The sequence below is a fragment of the Methylobacterium sp. Leaf361 genome, from assembly GCF_001424445.1.
Lineage (GTDB): Bacteria > Pseudomonadota > Alphaproteobacteria > Rhizobiales > Beijerinckiaceae > Methylobacterium.
In genome coordinates, this window is sequence record NZ_LMPY01000016.1 from 17,015 (window position 1) to 39,683 (window position 22,669).

Annotated in this window: 20 protein-coding genes; 10 read left to right on the forward strand and 10 right to left on the reverse strand. The window is 72.3% G+C overall.

Translation table 11 applies throughout. The annotated features are described in order from the left end of the window. Nucleotides 1–77: 77 nt before the first annotated feature. Complete coding sequence (locus tag ASG32_RS13480; protein ID WP_056526793.1) at nucleotides 78–416, reverse strand: hypothetical protein; 339 nt, start codon at nucleotides 414–416, stop codon at nucleotides 78–80. A gap of 124 nt (nucleotides 417–540) precedes the next feature. Between ASG32_RS13480 and ASG32_RS13485 the strand changes: the two genes are divergently transcribed. After that, entirely contained in the window at nucleotides 541–3,624 is a 3,084-nt protein-coding gene (locus ASG32_RS13485) for an FAD-binding and (Fe-S)-binding domain-containing protein (RefSeq protein ID WP_056526796.1), read from the forward strand. Between the two features lie 20 nt (nucleotides 3,625–3,644). Further along, nucleotides 3,645–4,535: a 2-dehydropantoate 2-reductase gene (locus ASG32_RS13490; RefSeq protein WP_056526808.1), complete on the forward strand. Its 891-nt coding sequence runs from the start codon at nucleotides 3,645–3,647 to the stop codon at nucleotides 4,533–4,535. A 51-nt stretch (nucleotides 4,536–4,586) separates the two neighbouring features. Here the strand turns inward: ASG32_RS13490 and ASG32_RS13495 are convergent, their stop codons facing one another. The 4 genes from ASG32_RS13495 to ASG32_RS13510 all read right to left on the reverse strand — a co-directional run bounded on the left by ASG32_RS13495 (nucleotide 4,587) and on the right by ASG32_RS13510 (nucleotide 9,082). Further along, the gene (locus ASG32_RS13495; RefSeq protein WP_056526811.1) at nucleotides 4,587–4,901 is read right to left on the reverse strand and encodes a hypothetical protein; all 315 of its coding nucleotides are present in this window, start codon (nucleotides 4,899–4,901) and stop codon (nucleotides 4,587–4,589) included. Between the two features lie 17 nt (nucleotides 4,902–4,918). Beyond that, nucleotides 4,919–6,538: a hybrid sensor histidine kinase/response regulator gene (locus ASG32_RS13500; protein ID WP_056526814.1), complete on the reverse strand. Its 1,620-nt coding sequence runs from the start codon at nucleotides 6,536–6,538 to the stop codon at nucleotides 4,919–4,921. Nucleotides 6,539–6,670: 132 nt separating this feature from the next. Further along, on the reverse strand, nucleotides 6,671–8,644 hold the full coding sequence (locus tag ASG32_RS13505) for an AI-2E family transporter (protein ID WP_056526817.1): 1,974 nt from the start codon (nucleotides 8,642–8,644) through the stop codon (nucleotides 6,671–6,673). A 57-nt stretch (nucleotides 8,645–8,701) separates the two neighbouring features. After that, on the reverse strand, nucleotides 8,702–9,082 hold the full coding sequence (locus ASG32_RS13510) for a response regulator (protein ID WP_020092557.1): 381 nt from the start codon (nucleotides 9,080–9,082) through the stop codon (nucleotides 8,702–8,704). A 195-nt stretch (nucleotides 9,083–9,277) separates the two neighbouring features. Here ASG32_RS13510 and ASG32_RS13515 point away from each other — a divergent pair, with 195 nt between their 5' ends. The 3 genes from ASG32_RS13515 (at nucleotide 9,278) to ASG32_RS13525 (ending at nucleotide 12,274) form a co-directional block, all read left to right on the forward strand. Then, nucleotides 9,278–9,913: a glutathione S-transferase family protein gene (locus ASG32_RS13515; protein ID WP_082557867.1), complete on the forward strand. Its 636-nt coding sequence runs from the start codon at nucleotides 9,278–9,280 to the stop codon at nucleotides 9,911–9,913. Between the two features lie 117 nt (nucleotides 9,914–10,030). Then, the gene (locus ASG32_RS13520) at nucleotides 10,031–10,951 is read left to right on the forward strand and encodes an amino acid ABC transporter substrate-binding protein (RefSeq protein WP_056526829.1); all 921 of its coding nucleotides are present in this window, start codon (nucleotides 10,031–10,033) and stop codon (nucleotides 10,949–10,951) included. A gap of 81 nt (nucleotides 10,952–11,032) precedes the next feature. Further along, nucleotides 11,033–12,274, forward strand: coding sequence for an MFS transporter (locus ASG32_RS13525; RefSeq protein WP_199866114.1), 1,242 nt, complete (start codon nucleotides 11,033–11,035; stop codon nucleotides 12,272–12,274). Between the two features lie 336 nt (nucleotides 12,275–12,610). On the opposite strand, the gene ASG32_RS13530 is transcribed toward ASG32_RS13525, so the two are convergent. Further along, entirely contained in the window at nucleotides 12,611–13,855 is a 1,245-nt protein-coding gene (locus tag ASG32_RS13530; protein WP_056526831.1) for an FAD-dependent oxidoreductase, read from the reverse strand. After that, nucleotides 13,852–14,799 carry a LysR family transcriptional regulator gene (locus tag ASG32_RS13535; protein ID WP_026604832.1) on the reverse strand — a complete coding sequence of 316 codons (948 nt, stop codon included), beginning with the start codon at nucleotides 14,797–14,799 and terminating at the stop codon, nucleotides 13,852–13,854. Before ASG32_RS13535 ends, ASG32_RS13530 begins: the two co-directional genes overlap by 4 nt. Nucleotides 14,800–14,981: 182 nt before the next feature. On the opposite strand from ASG32_RS13535, the gene ASG32_RS13540 reads away from it, so the two are divergent. The 4 genes from ASG32_RS13540 to ASG32_RS13555 are packed head-to-tail and all read left to right on the forward strand — an operon-like array spanning nucleotide 14,982 to nucleotide 18,410. Then, complete coding sequence (locus tag ASG32_RS13540; RefSeq protein ID WP_056526834.1) at nucleotides 14,982–16,037, forward strand: class 1 fructose-bisphosphatase; 1,056 nt, start codon at nucleotides 14,982–14,984, stop codon at nucleotides 16,035–16,037. Between the two features lie 23 nt (nucleotides 16,038–16,060). After that, entirely contained in the window at nucleotides 16,061–16,921 is an 861-nt protein-coding gene (locus ASG32_RS13545) for a phosphoribulokinase (RefSeq protein WP_012320495.1), read from the forward strand. Nucleotides 16,922–16,941: 20 nt separating this feature from the next. Further along, complete coding sequence (rpe, locus tag ASG32_RS13550) at nucleotides 16,942–17,628, forward strand: ribulose-phosphate 3-epimerase (protein ID WP_020092550.1); 687 nt, start codon at nucleotides 16,942–16,944, stop codon at nucleotides 17,626–17,628. Beyond that, a complete protein-coding gene (locus ASG32_RS13555; protein WP_056526838.1) occupies nucleotides 17,622–18,410 on the forward strand; it encodes an HAD-IA family hydrolase in 789 nt (262 codons plus the stop codon). The genes rpe and ASG32_RS13555 overlap by 7 nt, the downstream gene beginning before the upstream one ends. Here the strand turns inward: ASG32_RS13555 and ASG32_RS13560 are convergent. Together ASG32_RS13560 and ASG32_RS13565 are read right to left on the reverse strand one after the other, a co-directional pair. After that, nucleotides 18,371–19,345 (reverse strand): MBL fold metallo-hydrolase, encoded by a 975-nt coding sequence (locus tag ASG32_RS13560; RefSeq protein ID WP_056526841.1) that lies wholly within the window; start codon nucleotides 19,343–19,345, stop codon nucleotides 18,371–18,373. The two genes, ASG32_RS13555 and ASG32_RS13560, sit on opposite strands and share 40 nt — an antisense overlap. 34 nt (nucleotides 19,346–19,379) lie before the next feature. Beyond that, nucleotides 19,380–20,420, reverse strand: coding sequence for an SDR family oxidoreductase (locus tag ASG32_RS13565; protein ID WP_056526845.1), 1,041 nt, complete (start codon nucleotides 20,418–20,420; stop codon nucleotides 19,380–19,382). Between the two features lie 229 nt (nucleotides 20,421–20,649). On the opposite strand from ASG32_RS13565, the gene ASG32_RS13570 reads away from it, so the two are divergent. Then, nucleotides 20,650–21,396, forward strand: coding sequence for a YebC/PmpR family DNA-binding transcriptional regulator (locus tag ASG32_RS13570; RefSeq protein ID WP_056526849.1), 747 nt, complete (start codon nucleotides 20,650–20,652; stop codon nucleotides 21,394–21,396). A 145-nt stretch (nucleotides 21,397–21,541) separates the two neighbouring features. Here ASG32_RS13570 and ASG32_RS13575 read toward each other — a convergent pair whose 3' ends face one another. Further along, nucleotides 21,542–22,528, reverse strand: a complete 987-nt coding sequence (locus ASG32_RS13575) for a hypothetical protein (RefSeq protein ID WP_056526854.1) — start codon at nucleotides 22,526–22,528, stop codon at nucleotides 21,542–21,544. Between the last annotated feature and the right edge of the window lie 141 nt (nucleotides 22,529–22,669).

Here is a 22,669-nt window from a genome sequence, read left to right on the forward strand (position 1 = left end):
CGTCGGTCCTGTGACGCTAACATGGGTGTCCGGCCCGCGCGCGGCAACGCCGTGCCGGCACTCCTCAACAGGCGCGATCAGCCGGTCGAGGCGCTCTTGCGGATGCGGGCCACAGCCTGATCCACGTCGAGGCCGGGTGCGAGGAACTCGTCCAGGGTGAAGGGGCAGGCGCGCGGCAGGGTCAGGTTCACCCGTCCCTCCAGCGGCGCGAGCTCCGGGCTCTCCGCCGCCTGGACGGCGAGCGTCCAGGCGCCGTCCATCCGCAGGCTCTCGGGCTCGGGCGGATCGCCCGCGAGGGCGGCGAGCCTGGCGCGGCCGGCCGCGCGGCAGGCGTCGCTCAGGCCGTCGTCCGAGAGGAGGGCGGCCTTGATCAGCTCGGCCAGGGCATCCCTGACCCGTTCGAGGCTCGCGTTCATGGGCATCCGTTCCGGAGATTGCGGGAGGTCGCAGGAGGTCGCGGGTGCGTGGCAAGCCGGATGCCAGCGCGCCCCGTCCCGTCGCCGATGGTCTCCCGCGATCCGCCGGGTGTAGAAGGCGCGGATGATCCCGGTCCTGACCCGCCACACCGAGGCCGTGCCGCTCTACGCCGCGGCCTGCGCCGAGCTGCGCCTGCGCGGCTTCGAGGGCGACCTGACGCTCTCGGACGCCGACCGCACGGTCTTCTCCACCGACAACTCGATCTACCAAGTGGCGCCGGGGGCCGTGGCCTTTCCGCGCACCCGCGACGACCTCGTGCGCGTCGCCAAGCTCCTCGCGGATCCGCGCTTCGCCGAGATCGTGATCCGGCCCCGGGGCGGGGCGACCGGAACCAACGGCCAGTCGCTGGGCCACGGCCTCGTAGTCGACACATCGCGGCACATGAACCGCATCCTGGAGATCGACGTCGCGAACCGCGTCGTCCGGGTCGAGCCGGGGGTGGTGAAGGACCAGCTCAACCGGGAACTCGCCAAGCACGGCCTGTTCTTCGCGCCGGAGCTCTCCACCTCGAACCGCGCCACGATCGGCGGGATGATCTCGACCGATGCCTGCGGGCAGGGCTCGTGCCTCTACGGCAAGACCCGGGACCACGTCCTCGCGCTGACCTGCGTGCTCACCGACGGCACGGTCTGGACCGCCGAGCCGTTGGACCCGGCCGGGCTCGACGCCGCCAAGGGCCGCGACGACCGCGTCGGCGCCATCCACCGCACCGTCGACGCCGTCGTCGCCGAGAACGCCGCGCTCATCGCCGAGCGCTTCCCCAAGCTCAACCGCTGCCTCACCGGCTACGACCTCGCGCATCTGCGCGACGCGGGCGGCCGGTTCGACCTCAAGAGCGTGATCTGCGGCTCCGAGGGCACGCTGGCGCTGATCGCCGAGGCGCGGCTGAACGTGCTGCCGATCCCCAAGGCCGCCGTGCTGGTCGCGCTCTCGTACATCGACTTCGACGCGGCGCTGCGCGACGCGCAGGCGCTGCTGCCGTTCGGCGCCGCCTCCGTTGAGACGATCGACTCCACGGTCCTGGCGCTGGCCCGCAAGGACCCGATCTGGGCCGAGGTGCGGGCCTTCTTCCCCGACGATCCGGCCGGGCGGCCGGTGGACGGCATCAACCTCGTGGAGTTCGTCGGCGACGACGCCGCGACCGTGGAGGCGGCCCTCGCGCGGCTCACCGGGACGCTGGAGGCCGAGCGCGGCACCGACACGAGGCGCCTTGGCTTCACCATCGCCCGGGGCGACGCGATCGAGCGGCTCTGGACCATGCGCAAGAAGGCGGTGGGCCTGCTCGGCGCCGCCAAGGGCGACGCGCGCCCGATCCCGTTCGTCGAGGACACGGCGGTCCCGCCGGAGCGGCTCGCCGACTACATCGCGGAGTTCCGCGCGCTCCTCGACGGCAAGGGGCTGCGCTACGGCATGTTCGGCCACGTCGATGCCGGCGTGCTGCACGTGCGGCCGGCCATCGACCTCAAGGACCCGGCGCAGAACGGCCTGATCCGCGAGGTCACGGAGGGGGTGGTCGCGCTCACCGCCAAGTACGGCGGCCTGCTCTGGGGCGAGCACGGCAAGGGCTTCCGGTCGGAATTCGTGCCGGCGACGTTCGGGCCGCTGATGCCCGCGCTGGAGGCGGTCAAGCGCGCCTTCGACCCGGACGACCGGATGAACCCGGGCAAGATCGCCTCCGCCAGGGGCGCGGGCCTGACCCGGATCGACGGCGTCCCGCGCCGGGGCGAGCGGGACCGCGCCATCCCGGCGCCGGTCCGGGAGGATTTCGACGAAGCGCTCCACTGCAACGGCAACGGCGCCTGCTTCAGCTTCGACGCGGACGAGGCCATGTGCCCGTCCTGGAAGGCGACGCGGGAGCGGCGACACTCGCCCAAGGGCCGCGCCTCGCTGATGCGCGAGTGGCTGCGCCGCGCGGCGGAGGCCGGGGTCGACCCGGCCGCCGAGCTGGCGCGGCAGCGCGCCGGGTGGCTCTCCGACGTGGCGGCGACCCTGCGGAGCCGCCTCCGCGGCCGGTCCGAGGCCGACGACTTCTCCCACGCCGTCAAGGAGGCGATGGACGGCTGCCTCGCCTGCAAGTCCTGCACGGGGTCCTGCCCGATCAAGGTCGACGTGCCGACCTTCCGGGCGAAGTTCCTGGCGCTCTACCACACGCGCTACGCGCGGCCGCTGAAGGACCATCTCGTGGCGGCGCTGGAGCCGCTGCTGCCGCTGGCGGCGCGGGCGCCGCGCCTCTTCAACGCGGTCCTGGCCAACCCGCTGGCCCGGCTGATCCTGGCCCGGGCCGGGCTGGTGGCGATCCCGGCCCTGTCGCCCGTCGCGCTCGCGGCGCAACTGGCGGAACGCGGCGTCGCCGTCGCGACCCCGGACGCCCTGGCCCGGCTGGACCCGCAGGAGCGCGCGCGGTCCGTGCTGGTGGTGCAGGACGCCTTCACCAGCCACTTCGACGCGGAAGTCGTGACCGACAGCTGCGACCTCCTCGCCGCCCTCGGCTTCCGGCCCTGGCTGGTGCCCTACCGGCCGAACGGCAAGCCGCTGCACGTGCACGGCTTCCTGGCGCGGTTCGCCGCCGTCGCCCGCTCGAACGCCGCGATGCTGCGCGACCTCGCCGGGCACGGCGTGCCCCTGGTCGGGATCGACCCGTCGATGACGCTGACCTACCGGTCCGAGTACGCGCAGGCGCTGGGCGGCGATCTCCCGAAGGTCCACCTCCTGCAGGAATGGCTCGCCGCCCGGCTCGACCGGATCGCGCCGGGGCCGGGCGGGCGCACGATGCGGCTGCTGCCCCACTGCACCGAGCGCACCAACGCGCCGGGCGCGGTGCGGGACTGGCAGGCCGTGTTCGCCCATCTCGGCCTGCGGCTCGAGGTGCCGGCCGCCGGCTGCTGCGGCATGGCGGGGACCTACGGTCACGAGGCGCGCCACCGCGCCAGCTCCGAGGCGATCTACGGCCTGAGCTGGGCCAGCCACGTCGCCGAGGCGCCCGGCTGCACCCTGCTGGCGGACGGCTATTCCTGCCGCTCCCAGGCCAAGCTGGTCGACGGTGTGCGGCTGCGGCACCCGGCCCAGGCGCTGCTGGAGCATGTCCGCGCGGCTGAGGCGGGCGCGGCGCCCTTCCATCCCGAGCGCGCCGCGGCGGTGGCGCCGTGAGCCCCGCCGTGAGCTCCGCCATGACCGTCGCCGTCGTGGGGGCCGGCGCGGTCGGCTGCTACTACGGGTTCCTCCTGGCGCGGGCCGGCCACGCGGTGACGCTGATCGGCCGTCCCGCCCTGGTCGAGGCGGTCGAGAAGGACGGTCTCGTGCTGGAGAGCGCGGCCGGGACGGCCTCCGTGCCCGTCCGGGCGACCGATACGGGGGCGGGCGTGTCGGGCGCCGACCTCGTGCTGGTCTGCGTGAAGTCGGGCGACACCGAGGCGGCGGGCGCGATGATCGCCCCCCACCTCGATCCGGCCGCCACGGTCCTCAGCCTCCAGAACGGCGTCGACAACGCCGAGCGGCTCSCCGCCGTGCTGGGCCGGCCGGTCGTGCCGGTGGCGGTCTACGTCGCCACCGCGATGGCCGGCCCCGGCCACGTCCGGCACAACGGGCGCGGCGACCTGATCCTCGGCGCGTCCGAGACGAGCGGGCACGTCGCCGCCGCGTTCGCGGCGGCCGGCATCCCGACCACCGTCTCGGAGACGGCCGTCGACGCGCTCTGGGCGAAGCTGATCATCAACTGCGCCTACAACGCCCTGTCGGCCCTGACGCAGCTGCCCTACGGCCGCCTGGTGGAGGGCGAGGGCGTGGTCGCGGTCATCGCGGACGTCGTCCAGGAATGCGCGCGCGTCGCGGAGGCCGAGGGCGTGTCCGTGTCGCCCGGCATCCTCGACGACGTGATGGCGCTCAGCGCCGCCATGGCCGAACAGCGCTCGTCCACCGCCCAGGACCTGGCCCGCGGCCGGCCGAGCGAGATCGACCACCTCAACGGCACCATCGTGCGCCGGGGCGCGGCGCACGGGATCCCGACGCCGGCGAACCGGCTGCTGCACGCGCTGGTCAAGCTCGCCGAGCGGCGGGACTGAGATCGACCCCGCACCGGCACGGAGGCCGGAGGCCCGGCTCGCGACGGGCGGTCAGGCCCGCGCGGCGGCGTTGGCCTTGCGGGTCGCGGCGGCCTTCTTGGCGAAGGCGGAGCGCTCCGCGGCCGTGCGTCCGGCCGAGGCCTTGCCGCCGGACGCGCCGCCCTTGTGGGCGGCCGGATGGCCGGTGGCCTTGCCGCGGCCCGATCCGCCCGGCTTCTTGCCGCCGCCGTCGTCCTTGTTGACGGTGGCCCAGGCCCGGGCTTCCGCCTCCTTCTCCGGCACGCCGCGGGACTCGTACGAGTCGGCGATGTGCTCGGCCTTGCGCTTCTGCTTGTCGGTGTATTTCGACTTGTCGCCCTGGGACATGGGCCGTCTCCCGAAGCTCAGCCCAACCCGGTCGGACCGTCGAGGATCGCGCGCACGCGGCGGACCAGCTCCGTGCGCCGGTAGGGCTTGTTCAGGAGATCAAACTCCGAGCCGCCGATATCGGTTCGCTCCAGGCTCGCCTCCGCGTAGCCCGTGGCGAGCAGCACCTTGAGCTTGGGCTGGCGGCGCCGGGCCTCGCGGGCCAGGAGCACACCGTTCATGCCCCCCGGCATGATCAGGTCGGTGAAGAGCAGATCGACCTTCCCGCTCGAGTCCAGGATCTCCAGCGCCTCGCGGGCATTGCTCGCGACCAGCGTCGTGTAGCCGAAGTCCCGCAGGATGGTGCGGGCGAGCTCGGCCACGTCCTCGCGGTCGTCGACGATCAGGATCGTCTCGGTGCCTTGGCGGTCCACGGCCCGCAGCGAGACCTTCGCGGGGGCGTTGACGTCGCCGTCGGTCGCGGGGAACGACAGGCGCACCGTCGTGCCGGACCCCACCGCCGACTCGATCTGCGCGGCGCCGCCCGACTGCTTGGCGAAACCGTAGACCATCGACAGGCCGAGACCCGTACCCTTGCCCTCCTCCTTGGTGGTGAAGAACGGGTCCATCACCCGGGCGAGCACGGCGGGCGGGATGCCGGTGCCGCTGTCCTTGATGGCGATGCTGACGTAGCGGCCGTCGCGCAGCGGCCCGATCTCCCGGCCGCGCGCGGCGATCTCGCTGTTCTCGGTGGAGATCCGGACGGTGCCGCCCTCCGGCATCGCGTCGCGGGCGTTGATCAGCACGTTCAGGATCGCGACCTCGGCCTGGGTCGGGTCGACGCGGCAGTTCCAGAGATCGGGCGCGAGGTCGAGTTCGACCTTCACGGCCTCGCCCACCGAGCGGGCGACCATCTCGCCCATCCCCTCGATCAGGGTGTTGAGATTGACCGCGCGGCCGTCCAGCCGCTGCTTGCGGGCGAAGGCCAGCAATTGCTGCGTCAGCGTCGTGGCGCGCTCGGCCGCCTGCCGGATGTTCTCGGTGGCGCGGCCGAGCCGCGCGCGGTCGGCGTCGGGCTTCTCCAGTCCGGCCGCCAGGATGTCGACGTAGCCGACGATCACCTGCAGCAGGTTGTTGAAATCGTGCGCGATGCCGCCGGTGAGCTGGCCGAGCGCCTCCATCTTCTGGGCCTGGCCCAGCGCCTCCTCGGCGTCGCGGCGGCGCGAGACGTCGAGCTGCGAGCCGAAGTAGTACACGAGCTCGCCGTCGGCATTGTAGACCGGCGAGACGAACAGGGCGTTCCAGAAGGTCGAGCCGTTCTTGCGGTAGTTCAGGATCTCGGTGGCGAACTCGCGCTTCTCGGCGATCGCCGCGCGGACCTGCGCGACGCTCTCGCGGTCGGTGTCGGGCCCCTGGAGGAAGCGGCAGTTGCGCCCGATCAGCTCTTCCGGCGTGTAGCCGGTCATCGCCAGGAACGCCCGGTTGGCGAAGATGATCGGGTTGTCGGGCTGGCGCGGATCGGTGACGATCATCGGCATCCGCGTCGTCTCGACGGCCGCGAAGAAGATGTCGCTCTTGCGATCGGTGATGTCGCTCGGGGCGCCGTCCCGGATCGGGGGACTCGGCCCGGAGGGCGGTGTTTCTGGCGTCTCAGACATGCGAGGCGGTCGTCACCTTCCTGGCCGGGAAAGACCTCTGCGCCCGGTCGATCACGCGAGGCGTGCGCGAGACTAGCGGCCGGACGGCCGAAGTCGACCTTGTATCCCCAGCGGCGGTGTCGCGCGAAGGGCTCATGCCGCGGCCGGCCGCGCGGCCTCGGAGGGCGCGCCCACGGGGGCCTGGACGAGCCGGGGCGGCGCGGTCTCGCGGCAGGCGCCCAGCACCGCCGACAGCGCCTCGTTCAGCGACGTCACCAGGAAGTCCGCCGAGGTCGCCCGGCGCAGGCGCTCCAGGGTCGCGGGATCGCGCTCGCGCCAGAAGCCGACCAGGATGCGGACACCCGGCACCGCGGCCCGGGCCTGCCGGACGGTGAACCGGATCTGCGACAGGCTGACCGGCTCCAGGTAGGAGAAGCAGATCAGCGCGAGGCCGTCCGGGTTCTCCGGCCGCTCGCCGGCGCGGATCGCCGCCATGGACAGGATCTGCGAGGCCAGCCCGTGGCGCGCGAGGATCTGGCTCAGCATCAGCGTCGCCGCCTCGTCGAACGGACCGCGGCTCGACACGCACAGGACCGGCGTCTCGCCGCGCCAGTTGGGCGCGAGATCCTCGCGCTCGAGGACGATGCCGGCCACCTGCCGGTCGGGCCCGACGGCGGCGAGTGCGGCCGCGGTCTCGGTGTCGGGGCCGCGGCCGGATCCCCGCCGGGCGCGGCGCCCGACCGGCGCCGTGCCGAGGCGGTCCACCACCGTCCCGATCGCGGCACCGACCTCCGCCTGCCGTTCCCGATCCAGGGTGCCGCGAGACAGATCCTCCTGCGCCAGCAGGAGGCCCGCGAGGGCGACCTCGTCGTAGTAGGTGACGAGGGCGCGCTCCTTCAGGAACTGCCAGCCCTGATCGATCGCCTCGACCGGGTCGCCGGCCAGCATGCGCTGGTAGAAGATCTCGGGCGGCGACAGGGCGGGCTGATCGCCGAGCAGCACGTCGAGGTACCAGAGCCGCTCCACGTGCCGGCCGAGCACCACGAGGCAGACGGTGAGGGGCGTGGCCAGCACGAGGCCGATCGGGCCCCACAGGAACGTCCAGATCGTCGCGGCCAGGATGACGGCGACCGGCGAGAGGCCGGTCGAGTGCCCGTAGAGCAGCGGTTCGATCACGTGGCCGCAGATCGGCTCGACCACGAGGAACAGGGCCGCGGTGGCGATCACCATGCTCCAGCCGGGATCGACGGCGGCCGCGAGGATCAGCGGCAGCAGGGCGCTGATCGCCGCGCCGATATAGGGCACGAACCGCAGGATCGCGGCGAGCACGCCGAAGAGGGTCGGGCTCGGCACGCCGATCAGCCAGAGGCCGATGCCGATCACCAGCCCGAAGGCGATGTTGAGGGCGAGCTGGGCCAGGAAGAACCGGCTCAGCCGGCTCGTGGCGTCGTCGATCGCCGCCGTCGTGCGCCGCAGGTCGCCCGAGCCGCCGGCGAGCCGGATCGCCCGGTTCCGCAGGTCCTCGCGCTGGAGCAGGATGAAGATCGTGAAGATCAGGATCAGGCCGGTCGTCGCCAGCGGGTGCAGGATCGGGCCCGCGAAGGTCTGGAGCGTGTCGACGACGCTGGCGCGGGCGGGGGTGAGCTCGACCGTGAGCGGGTGCGTGCGCGATCCCGGCTCGCCGCGGACCTCCGCGGCCGGCGGCGGCTGCAGGGTGGCGCTGAGATCCTGCACCATGTCGACGATCCGCGACAGCGTGCCGGTCCCGGCCGTCGCCCCGCGCAGATCCTTGATCTTCGTGCGCATCACCTGGGTGTAGCGCGGCAGGTCGGAGGCGAGCTGGGACGCCTCGCTGGCGATCAGGCTGCCGATGCCGAACAGGGCGCCGAAGACGATCACCACCACCAGCAGGACCGCGGGCGCGCGGGGGACGCGCAGCCGCCGCAGCATCCGCACCGCCGGCACGAGGACGAAGCTCAGGAGGATCGCCAGCGTCACCGGCACGAGGATCTCGCGCCCCAGATAGAGGGCCGCCATCGTGGCGACCACGAGGAGGATCGATGCCAGCGCCACGAAGACCGGCAGGCCCTGCCGCAGGCGCTGGGCAGTGACGGGATCCTCGCTCACGGACACGCTCCACTCACATCAGGTCTCGGGGCCACAGGTCGCGCGTCCGCTGCCGGGTCAGCTCGCCTGCGCGGTCTCGCCGAGGGCGGCGCTGATCTGGCTGAGCAGCTTCGAGAAATCGACGGGCTTCGGGTGATAGTCGTCGCAGCCGGCCTGGATGGCCTTGTCGCGGTCGCCCGACATGGCGTGGGCCGTGAGCGCGATGATCGGGATCGCCCGGGTGTCGGTGCCGGATTTCAGCGTCCGGGCGACCGACCAGCCGTCGAGGACCGGCAGGTTCATGTCGAGGAGGATCACGTCGGGCTGGCCCGAGCGCGCCTGCCGGACGCCGGCCTCGCCGTCATGCGCGAGCATCACCTCGTAGCCGCGCCGCTTGAGGCGGCGCGAGAGGAAGTCCCAGATCTCTTCGTGGTCCTCGACCAGCAGAATCTTCGCCATCAGAACTCGTAACCCCCGGCTCGCGTCGTGCCGGTCGGAGGCCCAACGCGCGGCAACGCACAATCGCCCAACGTTCCTGCCGCGATTCCGGTCCCTGGAGAAGTGGCCTCCGGTCCGCGGTTGACCCGTCGGTCCGCGGGTAAGAGCGTGGACGCCAACGAATCGACAATCCTCGGACGGGGCGGAATGGCCAGTATGCCTGACATCGAGTTCTATCATTCGCCCAATACCCGCTCGTCGGGCGTCCGCGTGCTGCTCGAGGAACTCGGGGTCCCGTACCGGCTGCACGCGCTCAACATGCGCGCCGGCGAGCACCTCCAGGACGCCTATCGCGCCGTGAACCCGATGGCGAAGGTGCCGGCGATCCGCCACGGCGACGCCGTGGTGACCGAGCAGGCGGCCGTCTACCTCTACCTGGCCGACCTGTTCCCCGAGGCGGGGCTCGCCCCGGCACCGACCGAGCCCGACCGGGCCACCTACCTGCGCTGGATGGTGTTCTACGGCTCCTGCTTCGAGCCCGCGGTGGTCGACCGGTACCTGAAGCGGGAGCCGGGCCCGCGCGCCATGTCGGCCTACGCCGATTACGACAGCGTCATCGCCCGGGTGAAGGAGGCCCTGACGCCCGGCCCGTACCTGCTCGGCGCGCGCTTCAGCGCCGCCGACGTGCTGTGGGGCGGCGCCCTCGGCTGGACGACGGGCTTCGGCCTCGTCGCGCCCGACCCGGTGCTGGCGGCCTACGTGGAGCGCATCCGGTCCCGCCCGGCCTCGCGGAAGGTCGCGGCCGCGGACGCGCAGCTCGCCGAGGCGCACCAGGCGGCGGCGTCGACCTGACCGCGGCCGGACTCTTGCTGGGGCTCGCGCCGGGGGCCGGCCCCGGCGCGCGGTCCGGTCTCCCGCCGCCGGCGCACCCCGCGGGCGGCCCCTCGCGCGACCGGAACCCGTCGGCCCATGCGTCTGCTCGCTCCCCTCATCGCCGCGCTCCTCCTCGGCCTCGGCGCCCCCGCGGGCGCCGCGCGGGCCGCCGAGCTCACCGGCACCCTCAGGAAGATCCACGACAGCAACAGGCTGGTCCTCGGCGTGCGCGATACCGCCACGCCGTTCAGCTACCTGGACCAGAACCAGAAGGTCGTCGGCTTCGCGGTCGACATCTGCCTGAAGATCGCCGACGCGGTGAAGCGCGAACTGAAGATGCCGGGCCTCGAGGTCGGGATGGAGTTCGTCAACTCCTCGTCCCGCATCCCGCTGATGACCAACGGCACGATCGATCTGGAGTGCGGGACGACCACCAACAACGCCGAGCGCAAGAAGCAGGTGGACTTCACCAACACGCACTTCCTCACGGCGACCCGCTTCGTGTCCCGGAAGGACCAGAACATCGCCAGCCTGGACGACCTGCGCGGCAAGACGGTCTCGTCGGTCGCCGGCTCGACCAATATCCTGATGCTGATCAAGGCCAACAACGAGCGCAAGCTCGGCATCACGGTGATCGCCGCCAAGGACGTCCCGGAGGGGTTCCTCATGGTCGAGACCGGCCGGGCCTCGGCCTTCGTCATGGACGACGTGCAGCTCAGCGTGGTCGCGGCCCAGTCCAAGGAGCCCGCCGCCTACGTGGTCAGCGAGGAGACCCTGTCCAATCCGGAGCCCTACGGGATCATGCTGCGCAAGGACGACCCGGCCTTCAAGGCGGTGGTCGACCGGGCGACGGCCGATCTCTACCGGAGCCCCGAGATCACGGCGCTCTACGACCGCTGGTTCCTGAAGCCCGTGCCGCCGCGCGGCCTGACCTACAACGTGCCGCTGTCGTCGGCCCTGCGCTGGGCCTTCGCGCACCCGACCGACAATCCGGATCCCGCGTTCTACGCGCACTGATCTGTCGCGCGGCGGGGTTCCGCTCCGGCGAGGGAGATGCGATGCCGCGGGTCTGATCCCGCCCGCGTCGCGAAGCGTGCCATGACCGACAGCACAGAGCCGGCTCTCCCGTCCAGCGCGGCCGTCGCCGCGGCGCCGGCCACGTCGATACCGCGCCTGATCGTCGTGCTGGCCTGCGCGGGGTTCGGCAGCACCTTCGCGCTCCGCTCGGTCGAGCCCCTCGTCGGCGTGCTCGCCCGGGATCTCGCGAGCGACGCCCACACGGTGGCGCTCCTCTCCACCGCCTTCGCGCTGCCCTACGCGTTCATCCAGCCGGTGCTCGGCCCGATCGGCGACGCGCTCGGCAAGGAGCGGGTGATGAGCACCTGCCTCGCGGTGCTCGCCGTCGCGCTGACCCTGTGCAGCGTCGCGCCGGACATCGGCAGCCTGTTCGGCCTGCGCATGCTCGCGGGGGCTGCCGCGGGCGGCTGCATCCCGCTCTCGCTGGCCCTCCTGGGCGACCGCGTGCCGATGGAGGGTCGCCAGGTGGCGATCGGGCGCTTCCTCGTGGCCGTGATCCTCGGCCAGCTCTCGGGCTCGACCTTCGCGGGCCTGATCGAGGCGGCGATCGGCTGGCGCGGCGTCTTCGCGGTCACCGCCGCGGTGGCGGCCCTGGCCTGCGCGGCGACCGTCTTCGGCTTCGACCGGGCCGGCCGGGCCCCGGCCCGCCGCCCCGCCTTCGGCGAGGCGGTGACGCGCTACCGCACGATCCTGGGCAATCCCCGGGCGCGGGTGCTGTTCTCGGCGGTGTTCATCGAGGCCATCGCGATCTTCGGCGTGTTCCCGCACCTCGCCCCGCTGATCGAGGCGCGGGGGGAGGGCGGCCCGCGCGAGGCCGGGCTGGTGCTGGCGGGGTTCGCGGTCGGCGGCCTGCTCTACTCGGCCCTGGTCGGGCTGCTCGTCCGGCTGCTCGGCCTGCCGCGGATGCTGATCGGCGGCGGCCTGATCTGCGGCGCGTCGCTCACCGTGGTCGGGCTCGCGGGCTCCTGGCAGGTCGACTGCGCCGCGCTCACCGCCATGGGCCTCGGCTTCTACATGCTGCACAACACCTACCAGACGCAGGTCACCGAGGTCGCGCCCAAGGCCCGCGCCTCCGCGGTGGCACTCCACGCCTTCTCGTTCTTCTGCGGCCAGGCGCTCGGCGTCGCGGTGATCGGGCAGGCGCTGCTCCGGTTCGGGCAGCTCGGGGCGCTGCTCGGATGCGCCGTCACCATCCTGGCGCTCGGGATCGCCACCGCCATCGCCCTGCGGCAGAAGCCGGGACCAGTCCCGTTTACCGGCTGAGCGCGCCTTTTCCCGGACGCCCGCAACGCAGTGGAAGGCGATCCGGGAACCAGCACACGAAGCGCCGCGAAAGCGGCACCGCATATCGACGCTTCGCGACGTTTCGCGCTGGATCCCGGGTCGCATTCCGCTGGTGCTCCATGCGCCCGGGAAAGGGCATGGTGCTCGGACGATTCAAAGCGGCGTCCAGCCGTTCCATGGTTTTCCGAGAGTTAGTCTGAACCGCGCGAGGTCGTCCTTGCAAGCGCAGCGAAGCAATCCAGTGTCGCGCCACGCCTCCCGATGTCGCGCTGCTCTGGGTCGCTTCGCTACGCTCGCGATGACGCGTAGCAGCTCTCAGACCCGCCCCATCGCCAGCGCCTTGAGGTCGAAGCCTAGATCTTCCGCCTGGTCGGGCGTCAGCGGCGTCCCGGCCGCGAGCAGGCGGCGCGCGATCATGTGGTCGCCCGCGCGGTCGACGGATTCCACCGCGCTCAGCTGCCCCTCGCGGAAGCGGAAGACCGAGAAGGCGTCGCCGGTCCCGCGGACGACGCCGGCATCGCCGGGTCCCGACAGGCCCGCGATCTGCAGCTTGTGCGGACCCTGGTCGCTCCAGAACCACGGCAGCGCTCCGTAGGCGGCGGGCTTGCCGGTGAGGCGGGCCGCGAGGCAGCGGCCCTGGTCGATGGCGTTCTGCACGGACTCGATCCGCACCGTCCCGTCCGGCGTCAGCCCGTGGGCGAAGGGGATCGGGAATCGGGCGCAGTCGCCGATCGCCGAGATGGCCGGGTCGGGCGTCGCCAGGAACGCGTCGACCCGCACGCCGTCCTCGGCCGGGAGGCCGGCCTCCGCGGCGAGCTCCCGGTTCGGCAGGACGCCGATCCCCACGAGGACCAGGTCGGCCGCGCGTTCGCTGCCGTCCGCCAGGGCGACGCCGGTGGCGCGGCCGTCCCGCCCGACGATCGCCGTCACGCCGGCCCCGAAGGCGAAGCGCACGCCCATCGCGGCGTGGGCGCGGCGGAAGAATTCGCCCATCTCGGACGAGACCGCCCGGGCCATGGGCCGCTCGGCCGCCTCGATCACCGTCACCGGGAGGCCGCGCGCGGCCGCGACGGCGGCGAATTCGAGCCCGATGAAGCCGGCCCCGATGACGACGACCGCCCGGGCCTCGGCGACCGCCGCCTTCAGGACGTCGGCATCGGCGAGACCGCGCAGCTGGCGCACGCCCGCGAGTTCGACGCCCGGGACCGGCAGGGGGCGGTTGCGCGCGCCGGTGGCGAGCACGAGGTGGTCGTAGGGGAGGGCGGTGCCGTCCGAGAGCTGCAGGCGGCGCGCGTCCCGGTCGACCGCGACGGCGCGGAGCCCCGGGCGGTGCGCGATGGCGTGCTCGGCGAAGAAGCCGGGCGGGCGCAGGAACAGGCCCTCCCGGTCGGTCTTCCCGGCGAGGTAGGCCTTCGAGAGGGGCGGCCGCTGGTAGGGCAGGGCGGTCTCGTCGCCCACCAGGGTGATCGGGTCGCGGAACCCGCCCTCCCGCAGGGACGCGGCGAGCTGGAAGCCGGCCTGCCCGGCCCCGGCCACGACGACGCCGGCAGCGGCGCTCACGCCTTGGCTCCGGCCAGCACCAGACCGCTCTGGGCGACGCCCGGCAGGCAGCGCGCGCCCTCCGACATCAGGTAGGACCAGACCGCCGAGGCGGCCGGACCCAGCACCTTGTCGGCGCGCCGGACCGCGTACCAGTCGCGCCGGATCGGCAGGCCCCTGACGTTGAGGAGGACGAGGCGCCCGCTCTCCAGCTCGGCCGCCACGGAATGCACCGAGAGCAGCGCGATCCCGAGCCCGGCCATCACCGCCTGCTTGATGGTCTCGTTCGACCCGGTGTCGATGTCCAGGGGCGCCCGCTTGACCAGGACGCCGCTCATGAACTCCTCGAAGACCATGCGGGTGCCCGAGCCCTCTTCGCGGAGGAAGAACGGCTGGTCCGCGAGGTCCTCGCGGTTCAGGTCGGTCCGGCCCGCCAGCGGGTGGCCGGGCGGCGCGATCAGCACGATCGGGTGCGGCCCGAAGGTGGCGGCCTCGATCGGGAAGTCCCGCGGCGGGCGGCCCATCAGGGCGAAGTCGATCTCGTAGCCGCGCAGCGCCTCCACGGTCTGGCCGCGGTTGCGCACCGACAGGCTGATCTCGACGCCGGGATGCTTCTTGACGAAGCCCGCGATCACCTGCGGGGCGAAGTACTTGGCGGTGGAGACGACCCCGAGCGCCACGCGGCCGCCCTCCGCGCCGCGCAGGGTGCGCAGGCGGTCGGTGCAGGTCTCCAGCACCGTGTTGATGCTGTCGATCGCCCAGAGCATCTCGCGGCCGGCATCCGTCGGCTTGAGGCCCCCCGGCGTCCGGTCGAACAGCAGCAGCCCGGCCTCCTCCTCCAGCTGGCGGATGCGCGCGTAGAGGGCGGCCGAGGTGACGTTCAGCTCCTGCGCAGCCCGGGTCATGGTGCCGAGGCGGGCCACGGCAGCGACCGCCTGAAGCTGCTTGAGGGAGAGGTTGCGCATGGCGGACATCTCGTTTTTTTCGTCCTATGGCACAAGATCGCACAGAAATCTTGAAGGCCCCGCCGCGGGTTCCTGTCGATCCGGAGACAGAGACCGCTATCTTGGCAGCCAAGCGGCCGCTACAGAGCCGGCGCGGAACGCGCGATCCCCGCGGACGGGATCCGAGCAGGAGGAGTAGGCCGATGGCAATTTCAGCGGCGATCGGGACGCCCCTCGAGACCTGCCTGGCGCAGGCCGTGGACGCCAATCCGGCGCTGAAGGACGCCGCCGCGGTGGTCGCGGCCGTGGCGCGGTCGGCGGTGGAGATCAGCGAGCGGATCGGGCGCGGCGCGCTCGGTGGCGACCTCGCGGCGGCCGGCGATCACAACAGCGACGGCGACGTCCAGAAGGCCCTCGATGTCATCGCTCACGAGAGCGTGACCGCGGCGCTGCGGGGCGCGCCGGTCGCCGAGGTCGCCTCCGAGGAGGCCGAGGAGGTGATGCGTCTGAACCTGGACGCCCCGCTCGCCGTCGCCATCGACCCCCTCGACGGCTCCTCCAACATCGGCGTGAACATGGCCGTCGGCATGATCTTCGGCATCCGGCCGTCGATCAAGGATCCGGCGAACCCGCTGGCCTCGTTCACCACCCCCGGCTCGACGCAGATCGCCGCGGGCTTCGTCACCTACGGCCCGGCCACGGCGCTGATCCTGACGCTGGGCGACGGCACCCAGTCCTACGTGCTCGACCGCGCCGAGGGCCGGTTCAAGCTGACGAACCCGGCGATGTCGGTGCCGGCCTCCACCAAGGAATTCGCCATCAACGCCTCCAACGCTCGGCACTGGGACGCGCCGGTGAAGGCCTATATCGAGGATTGCCAGCGCGGCACCGAGGGGCCGCGCGACAAGGACTACAATATGCGCTGGCTCGCCTCGCTGGTGGCCGACATCCAGCGCGTGCTGACCCGCGGCGGCGTGTTCCTCTACCCGGGCGACGCCCGGAAGAACTACGCCCGCGGCCGCCTGCGGCTGCTCTACGAGGTCGCGCCCGTGGCCATGCTGGTTGAGCAGGCCGGCGGCGCGGCGACCGACGGCCAGACGCGGATCCTCGACCTCGTGGCCACCGGGATCCACGAGCGGGCGCCGCTGGTCTGCGGCTCCACCGAGGAAGTGGCGTGCGTCGCCACCTACTATGCCGGCGGCAAGCCCGATGCCGGCCGCTCGCCGCTCTTCGGCCAGCGCGGCCTGATGCGGTCATAGCCGCACCGTGAAGTCGTAAAGGCATGTCGGCGCGGCACCCCATCATCTCGGTGACCGGCTCCTCCGGGGCCGGGACCACCTCGGTGCGCAACACCTTCGAGCAGATCTTCCGCCGCGAGGACGTGCGGGCGGTCTTCATCGAGGGTGACGGCTTCCACGCCTTCGACCGCGACACGATGCGGGCGATGATGGCGAACGAGCCGACGCTGTCCCACTTCGCGCCGCGGGCCAACCTCCTGCCGGAGCTGGAGGCGGTGTTCCGCAGCTACGCCGAGTCCGGCACCGGCCGGACCCGTCACTACGCCCACGACCAGCACGACGCGCAGGCCTACGGCATCCCGGAGGGCAGCTTCTCGGATTGGGAGACGTTCCCGCCCGATTCCGACCTCCTGTTCTACGAGGGCCTGCACGGCTGCGTGGCCGACCAGGACGTCGACATCGCCCGCTACGCCGACCTGAAGATCGGCGTCGTGCCGGTGATCAACCTCGAATGGATCCAGAAGCTGCACCGGGACCGCTCGTTCCGCGGCTACTCCACCGAGGCGGTGACCGACGTGATCCTGCGGCGCATGCCCGACTACGTGCAGACTATCTGCCCGCAATTCTCGTTCACCGACATCAACTTCCAGCGGGTGCCGACGGTCGACACGTCGAACCCGTTCATCGCCCGCTGGATTCCCACCGCCGACGAATCGATGGTCGTGATCCGCTTCAAGGACCCGAAGGGGATCGACTTCTCGTATCTCGTCTCCATGATTCACGACAGTTTCATGAGCCGGGCCAACTCCATCGTGATCCCCGGCGGCAAGCTCGACTTGGCGATGCAGCTGATCCTGACGCCGATGATCATGCAGCTCGTCGAGCGCCGCCGCCGGCTGGCCTGAGCCGACCCCGAAAGCCTCCCATGCTCGCACCCGTCATCGCCCCGTCGATCCTGTCCGCCGACTTCTCGAAGCTGGCCGAGGAGACCCGCGCCGTGGACGCGGCCGGGGCCGACTGGATCCATCTCGACGTGATGGACGGGCATTTCGTGCCCAACATCACCTTCGGGCCGCCGGTGGTGAAAGCGCTCCGGCCGCACACGCAGAAGTACTTCGACGTGCACCTGATGATCGCGCCGGCCGATCCGTACCTCGCGGCCTTCGCGCAGGCGGGGGCCGACGGCATCACGGTCCATGCCGAGGCCGGGCCGCACATCCACCGCTCGCTCCAGACCATCCGCGACCTCGGCAAGCGCGCCGGCGTGGCGATCAACCCGGGCACGCCGGCCGCCATGGTCGAGCCGGTGCTCGACCTCGTGGATCTCGTGCTGGTGATGACCGTCAATCCCGGCTTCGGCGGCCAGAGCTTCATCAAGGGCGCCATGGAATCGGTGGCGCGGGTGCGCGCCATGGTGGCGGGCCGGGACATCCGCATCCAGGTCGACGGCGGGATCGACCCCGAGACGGTCAAGGTCGCGAGCCGCGCCGGCGCCGACACGTTCGTGGCCGGCAACGCGGTGTTCAGCGGCGGCCCGGACGCCTACGCCGAGCGCATCGCGGCGATCCGCGAGGGCGCGGAGGGCGCCTCCGGTCGCGACCTGTCGTGCTGAAGGCGCTGATCTTCGACGTCGACGGGACCCTCGCCGAGACCGAGGACCTGCACCGGCAGGCGTTCAACCGCGCCTTCGCGGAGCTCGGCCTGCCCTGGCGGTGGGACGAGGCGCTCTACGCCGACCTGCTGGCCGTCATGGGCGGGAAGGAGCGGCTCGCCCACTACATCGACACCGAGCACCCGGCGGAAGCCGCCGCACTCCACGCCCGCGCGCCGGAGATCCACGCCATCAAGACGCGCGCCTACGGCGACCTCGTCGCGCGGAACGGCCTGCCGCTGCGCCCCGGGATCGCCCGGCTGATCGCCGAGGCCCGGGCCGCGGGAATCCGGCTCGCGGTGGCCACCACGACGAGCCGCCCGAACGTCGACCGGCTCCTCGCCGCCAATTTCCCGCCGGACGCAGCGCCCTTCGACGTGATCGCGGCCGGCGACGAGGCGAGCCGCAAGAAGCCCGCCCCCGACGTGTTCCTGCTGGCGCTCGCCGGCCTGGAGATCCCGGCCTCCGAGGCGGTGGCCTTCGAGGATTCGGCCGCCGGCATCAGCTCGGCCCGGGCCGCCGGGCTGCCGGTCCTGGCGACCCGGAGCCGCTACACCGAGAGCCACCGGCTCGACGGCGCCTTCTCGGCCGTCTCGGATCTCGGCGAGCCGGACCGGCCGCACCGGCATCTCGCGGGCGTCGAATGGCCGGGCGGGGTCGTGGATCTGGCCTCCCTGATCCGGTGGCACGAATCCCGGGACGGTCAGAGCGTGCCAGCCCAGGCGATGGGCACGAGCCGGTAGCCCGGTCCGTCCCGTTCCACGTGGCCGAGCGACGGGAAGGGGAAGTGGTAGCCGACCACGAGGGCCCTCTCGGACGCGGCCATGTCGTAGAAGCGGTGGCGCGTCGCCTGCGCCTGATCGGCGTCGTGATCGTACATCACGTGCCAGTCCGGGTGCTGCAGGAAGAAGGCCGGGATGTTGGTCACATCGGACTGAATCAACAGACGGTCCGCGCCCGAGGCGACCGCGAAGGCCGTGTGGCCCGGCGTGTGTCCGGGGGCGGCGAGGGCGGTGATCCCGGGTACGATCTCCTCGTCCCACGCGAAGCTGCCGATCCGGTCCGTCAGGTCGCCGAGCACCCGGCGGGTGTTGGCGAAGTAGCCCTGCGTCACCGGGTCGGCGGCGCGGGCCATGTTGGCGTCGCTCATCCAGAACGCCCAGTCGGGTGCGGCGGCCCGGATCTCGGCGTTCGCGAAGGCGAGGGACCCGTCCGCCCGCTTGAGGCCGTTCGTGTGGTCGGGATGGAGGTGCGAGAGCAGGACGAGGTCGATGTCCTCGGGCCTGATCCCGGCCGCCGCGAGGTTCGCCGCGAGGCGGCCGACGGGCGCGCCCGGCACCGAGCCGTTGCCGGTATCGATCAGGACGAGCTTCGCGCCCGTGTTGATCAGCGTCGGGTTGAACGGCACCGTCACTTGGCCGGGGGGCATGTAGGCCGCCCGCGCGGCGCCGAGCGCCTCGTCCCGGGGAACGTTGCGCACGAAGCGGTCCGGCATCGGGAAGCTGCGCGCCCCGTCGTTGAGGATCGTGACCTCGCAACTGCCGATACGTGTCCGGTAGAAGCCCGGCGCCTGCGCTCCGCCGAAGGGTGCGGTGGCGCGGGCGCGGCCGCCGAGACCCAGGACGGCCCCTCCGGCGAGCGCGGCCCGCACCTGATCGCGACGGTTCGTGCCCGGCATCGGATCCTCCTTGAAACCCGCGTTGGCCCGTGTCCTAGCGTCGGCCCGGCCGGCGATCGGCGCGGGCGTCCGCCCGCCCGTGCGCCTCGGTGGCGAACAGCATCGTGCCGGCCACGAGGCCGAGCGCGGCCGCGATCCCGAGCTTGACCCAGCGCGGGTCGGCCGCCGCGACGTCGCTGGTCGCGCGGGAGTCGAAGCGGCCGTGGGCGCCGGGATCGGTGTCCACCGGGTCGTAGAGGTTGTCGGGTCGGTTCTTCTGCGCCTGCACGCCGGTCATCTCCCCGCGATAGCCATGCCGGGCGAGGTAGCCGTCGATCCAGCCCGGGATCAGCATGTTTCCGATGATCGCCTTCCAGGCCGAGGCCCCGATCCACATTTCCCGGGGCGCGTCGTGCGCCGCCCGGAAGACGTGCCGGGCGATGGCCTCCGGCTGGTAGATCGGCGGCACCGGCTCGAGCTTGCGCGGCAGCCGCGAGCGCGCCCAGTCGAATTGCGGCGTGTTCACGGCCGGAAGCTGTACCATCGTCAGGCGGACTCGGCTGCGGTCGTGGAGCAGCTCGCTGCGCAGGGAATCGACGAAGCCCCGCACGGCGGCCTTGGCGGCGCAGTAGCTCGCCTGGAGCGGGATCGACCGGTAGGCGAGCGCCGAGCCGACATGCACGATCGTGCCCCGGTCGCGCGGGACCATGTGGCGGAGGGCCGCCAGCGTGCCGTGCACCTGCCCCAGATAGGTCACCGCGGTGGCGCGGTGGAACTCGTCCGGGCTCGTCTCCTGAACGGGCGCGTAGACCGTCACCATCGCGTTGTTGACCCAGACGTCGATGCCGCCGAACGCCTCGGCCAGCGCGTCGGCAGCCTGGGCGACGGCCTCCGCGTCGGCGACGTCGGCCGCAAAGGCCAGGGCCCGGCCGCCGGCCCGCTCGACATCGCGGATCGTGCCCCTCAGCCCCGCCGGGCCGCGCGCGATCAGCCCCACGTTCCAGCCGTGCCGGGCGAATTCGTGGGCGACAGCCCGGCCGACGCCGGCGCTCGCGCCCGTGACCATGACCGTGCTGCGTCCGTTCCGGCTCGACATCGAGTTCCCAGCTGCGCGTGAAGTCCAGCGCCAACGCCCGAGACGGCGACTTTTTCCGCGGTCACGGGATTGCGAAGCCCGCGGGGCCGTGTCGGCCCGTGTCGCGCCGACCGGCAGCGGCCGCGTTGCTTCGTCCGAAGGCGGCGGCCTATATACGGCGCGACCTCACAGCCGCGACGGCGGGGTCCCGCACGCCCGCCCGCGCCAACGAACAAAAGTCCGAACCGTCATGGCAGGCCATTCGCAGTTCAAGAACATCATGCACCGGAAGGGCCGGGTGGACGCGGTCCGCTCGAAGGTGTTCGGCAAGCTCGCCCGCGAGATCACGGTGGCGGCCAAGCTCGGCACGCCCGACCCGGCGATGAACCCGCGCCTGCGCGCCGCGATCCTGGCGGCCCGCGCCGAGAACATGCCCAAGGACAATATCGAGCGCGCCATCAAGAAGGCCGCCGGCGCCGACGGCGAGAACTACGAGGACATCCGCTACGAGGGCTACGGGCCCGGCGGCGCCGCGCTGATCGTCGAGGCACAGACCGACAACCGCAACCGCACCGCCTCGGACGTGCGCTCGGCCTTCACCAAGTCCGGCGGCAGCCTCGCCGAGACCGGGGCCGTCGCCTTCATGTTCGACCGCGTCGGCGTGATCGCCTACCCGGCCTCCGTGGCCGACGCCGACACGATGCTGGAGGCGGCGATCGAGGCCGGCGCCGACGACGTCAGCTCTGGCGAGGACGGACACGAGGTCATCTGCGCCCAGGATTCCTACGGCGAGGTCACCAAGGCCCTCGAGGCGCGCTTCGGCGAGCCCGCGCGCACGGGCCTGATCTGGAAGGCGCAGAACACCATCAACGTCGACGACGAGACCGGCGAGAAGCTCATCCGCCTCGTCGAGGTGATCGAGGATCAGGACGACGTCCAGAACGTCTACGTGAACTTCGCCCTGTCGGACGCGCTGGTGGCCAAGCTGCAGGCGTGAGGGGCACGGCTGGCGAGCCGGGAACGGACAGTTCCGGTCGCAGCCATGCCGGGCGCGCTTGCGCTCCGGATCCCGCTCGGCAATCCCGGACTGGCGAAGTCGGGGGTGGCGGCGTGTTCGCCCTCCGGAGTTCCGGGCTCGCCCGTCAGGCGCCCGCGGCCGCGAGTTCGGCCCCGAAGCGGTCCTGCGCGTAGCGCTCCACCGAGAAGGTGTCGTCGGGCAGCTGCACCATGAAGCGCTCGGCCACCTCGGTCAGCACGATGTCGGGCCGGACGCGCTCGATATACGGCCAGTCCAGCGAGGTGCTCCAGACGAAGTGCACCTCGCGGAACGTCTCGGCCAGCATGATCGTCAGCATGTACGGCATGACGTGCGAGAAGGAATCGCCGAACAAGACCAGCCGGCGCGGGTCGGTGGCCTTGGCGTTCCCGTAGATCACGTGCGCGCCGACATGCAGCGTGTGCAGCAGGCCGGCCTTCTCCCGGGCCTCGACGATCGGGCTGCCGTAGGTCCGGACCGCGTCCTGCTGCATCAGGACGGTGCGCGAGCGCGCCCGGCGGGGCGGATCGAAGGCGCTTCCCAGATCCCCGTCGTGGTCGGTCTCGAAGGACGGCCGGTCCCGCAGGTCCTGCCGCGGCTCGGCGCCCAGCGCCCGGCAGATCTCCGCGTAGGCGAGATAGCAGCCGTCGGCGGACCAGTGGGTGTCGGTCCGGCAGTAGAGGTCGGCCGCGTCGCGCTGCGCCCGCATCGGCGTCACCAGATCGACGCAGGTCTGCCGCCAGCGCTTCCGCCGGCGCCAGGCCGCGTACAGCCCGACCGGACCCGGGAAGCGGCCCGCCGGCGGCTCGCTGTGGAGGAGGCGGTAGGCCGGCGACGCGCCCGGCCGGATGGTGAGCCCGTCGAGCCGGTGATCGTAGATCATCAGCTTCTCCGGGGCGACGACGTGGCGGTACAGGATCCCCTGGGCGCGCAGGCGCCGCTCCCGCGTCGTCACGAGGCTGCGCCACTGCCAGATCAGCTCGGTCGTCTCCTCCGGCCGCTCGTACTGGCCGAGCACGTCGTTCGTTCCCGTCTTCAGGAACAGCCAGCCGTCCTGGCCGACATGGATGTGATCGGGCGTGCTCGAAGCCATGGCGCACTCGTGAGGCGGGTCGCCCGTTTCGGCGGCCGCCGATGTCGAATTCGGCCGCAAGGCGCGGGATGCCGGAGCGGCGGCGGACCGGCAGAGTGCCGCACGCGTCATCCACCACCCGGCAGGCCCCGTCATGCCCCT

Coding starts and splice junctions, on each gene's coding strand:
- ASG32_RS13545 (WP_012320495.1), top strand. CDS start 16,061: ATGTCGGCGCGGCACCCCATCATCTCGGTGACCGGCTCCTCCGGGGCC.
- ASG32_RS13515 (WP_082557867.1), top strand. CDS start 9,278: ATGCCTGACATCGAGTTCTATCATTCGCCCAATACCCGCTCGTCGGGC.
- ASG32_RS13570 (WP_056526849.1), top strand. CDS start 20,650: ATGGCAGGCCATTCGCAGTTCAAGAACATCATGCACCGGAAGGGCCGG.
- ASG32_RS13480 (WP_056526793.1), bottom strand. CDS start 416: ATGAACGCGAGCCTCGAACGGGTCAGGGATGCCCTGGCCGAGCTGATC.
- ASG32_RS13540 (WP_056526834.1), top strand. CDS start 14,982: ATGGCAATTTCAGCGGCGATCGGGACGCCCCTCGAGACCTGCCTGGCG.
- ASG32_RS13500 (WP_056526814.1), bottom strand. CDS start 6,538: ATGTCTGAGACGCCAGAAACACCGCCCTCCGGGCCGAGTCCCCCGATC.
- ASG32_RS13495 (WP_056526811.1), bottom strand. CDS start 4,901: ATGTCCCAGGGCGACAAGTCGAAATACACCGACAAGCAGAAGCGCAAG.
- ASG32_RS13565 (WP_056526845.1), bottom strand. CDS start 20,420: ATGTCGAGCCGGAACGGACGCAGCACGGTCATGGTCACGGGCGCGAGC.
- ASG32_RS13520 (WP_056526829.1), top strand. CDS start 10,031: ATGCGTCTGCTCGCTCCCCTCATCGCCGCGCTCCTCCTCGGCCTCGGC.
- ASG32_RS13510 (WP_020092557.1), bottom strand. CDS start 9,082: ATGGCGAAGATTCTGCTGGTCGAGGACCACGAAGAGATCTGGGACTTC.
- ASG32_RS13560 (WP_056526841.1), bottom strand. CDS start 19,345: ATGCCGGGCACGAACCGTCGCGATCAGGTGCGGGCCGCGCTCGCCGGA.
- ASG32_RS13535 (WP_026604832.1), bottom strand. CDS start 14,799: ATGCGCAACCTCTCCCTCAAGCAGCTTCAGGCGGTCGCTGCCGTGGCC.
- rpe (WP_020092550.1), top strand. CDS start 16,942: ATGCTCGCACCCGTCATCGCCCCGTCGATCCTGTCCGCCGACTTCTCG.
- ASG32_RS13525 (WP_199866114.1), top strand. CDS start 11,033: ATGACCGACAGCACAGAGCCGGCTCTCCCGTCCAGCGCGGCCGTCGCC.
- ASG32_RS13575 (WP_056526854.1), bottom strand. CDS start 22,528: ATGGCTTCGAGCACGCCCGATCACATCCATGTCGGCCAGGACGGCTGG.
- ASG32_RS13485 (WP_056526796.1), top strand. CDS start 541: ATGATCCCGGTCCTGACCCGCCACACCGAGGCCGTGCCGCTCTACGCC.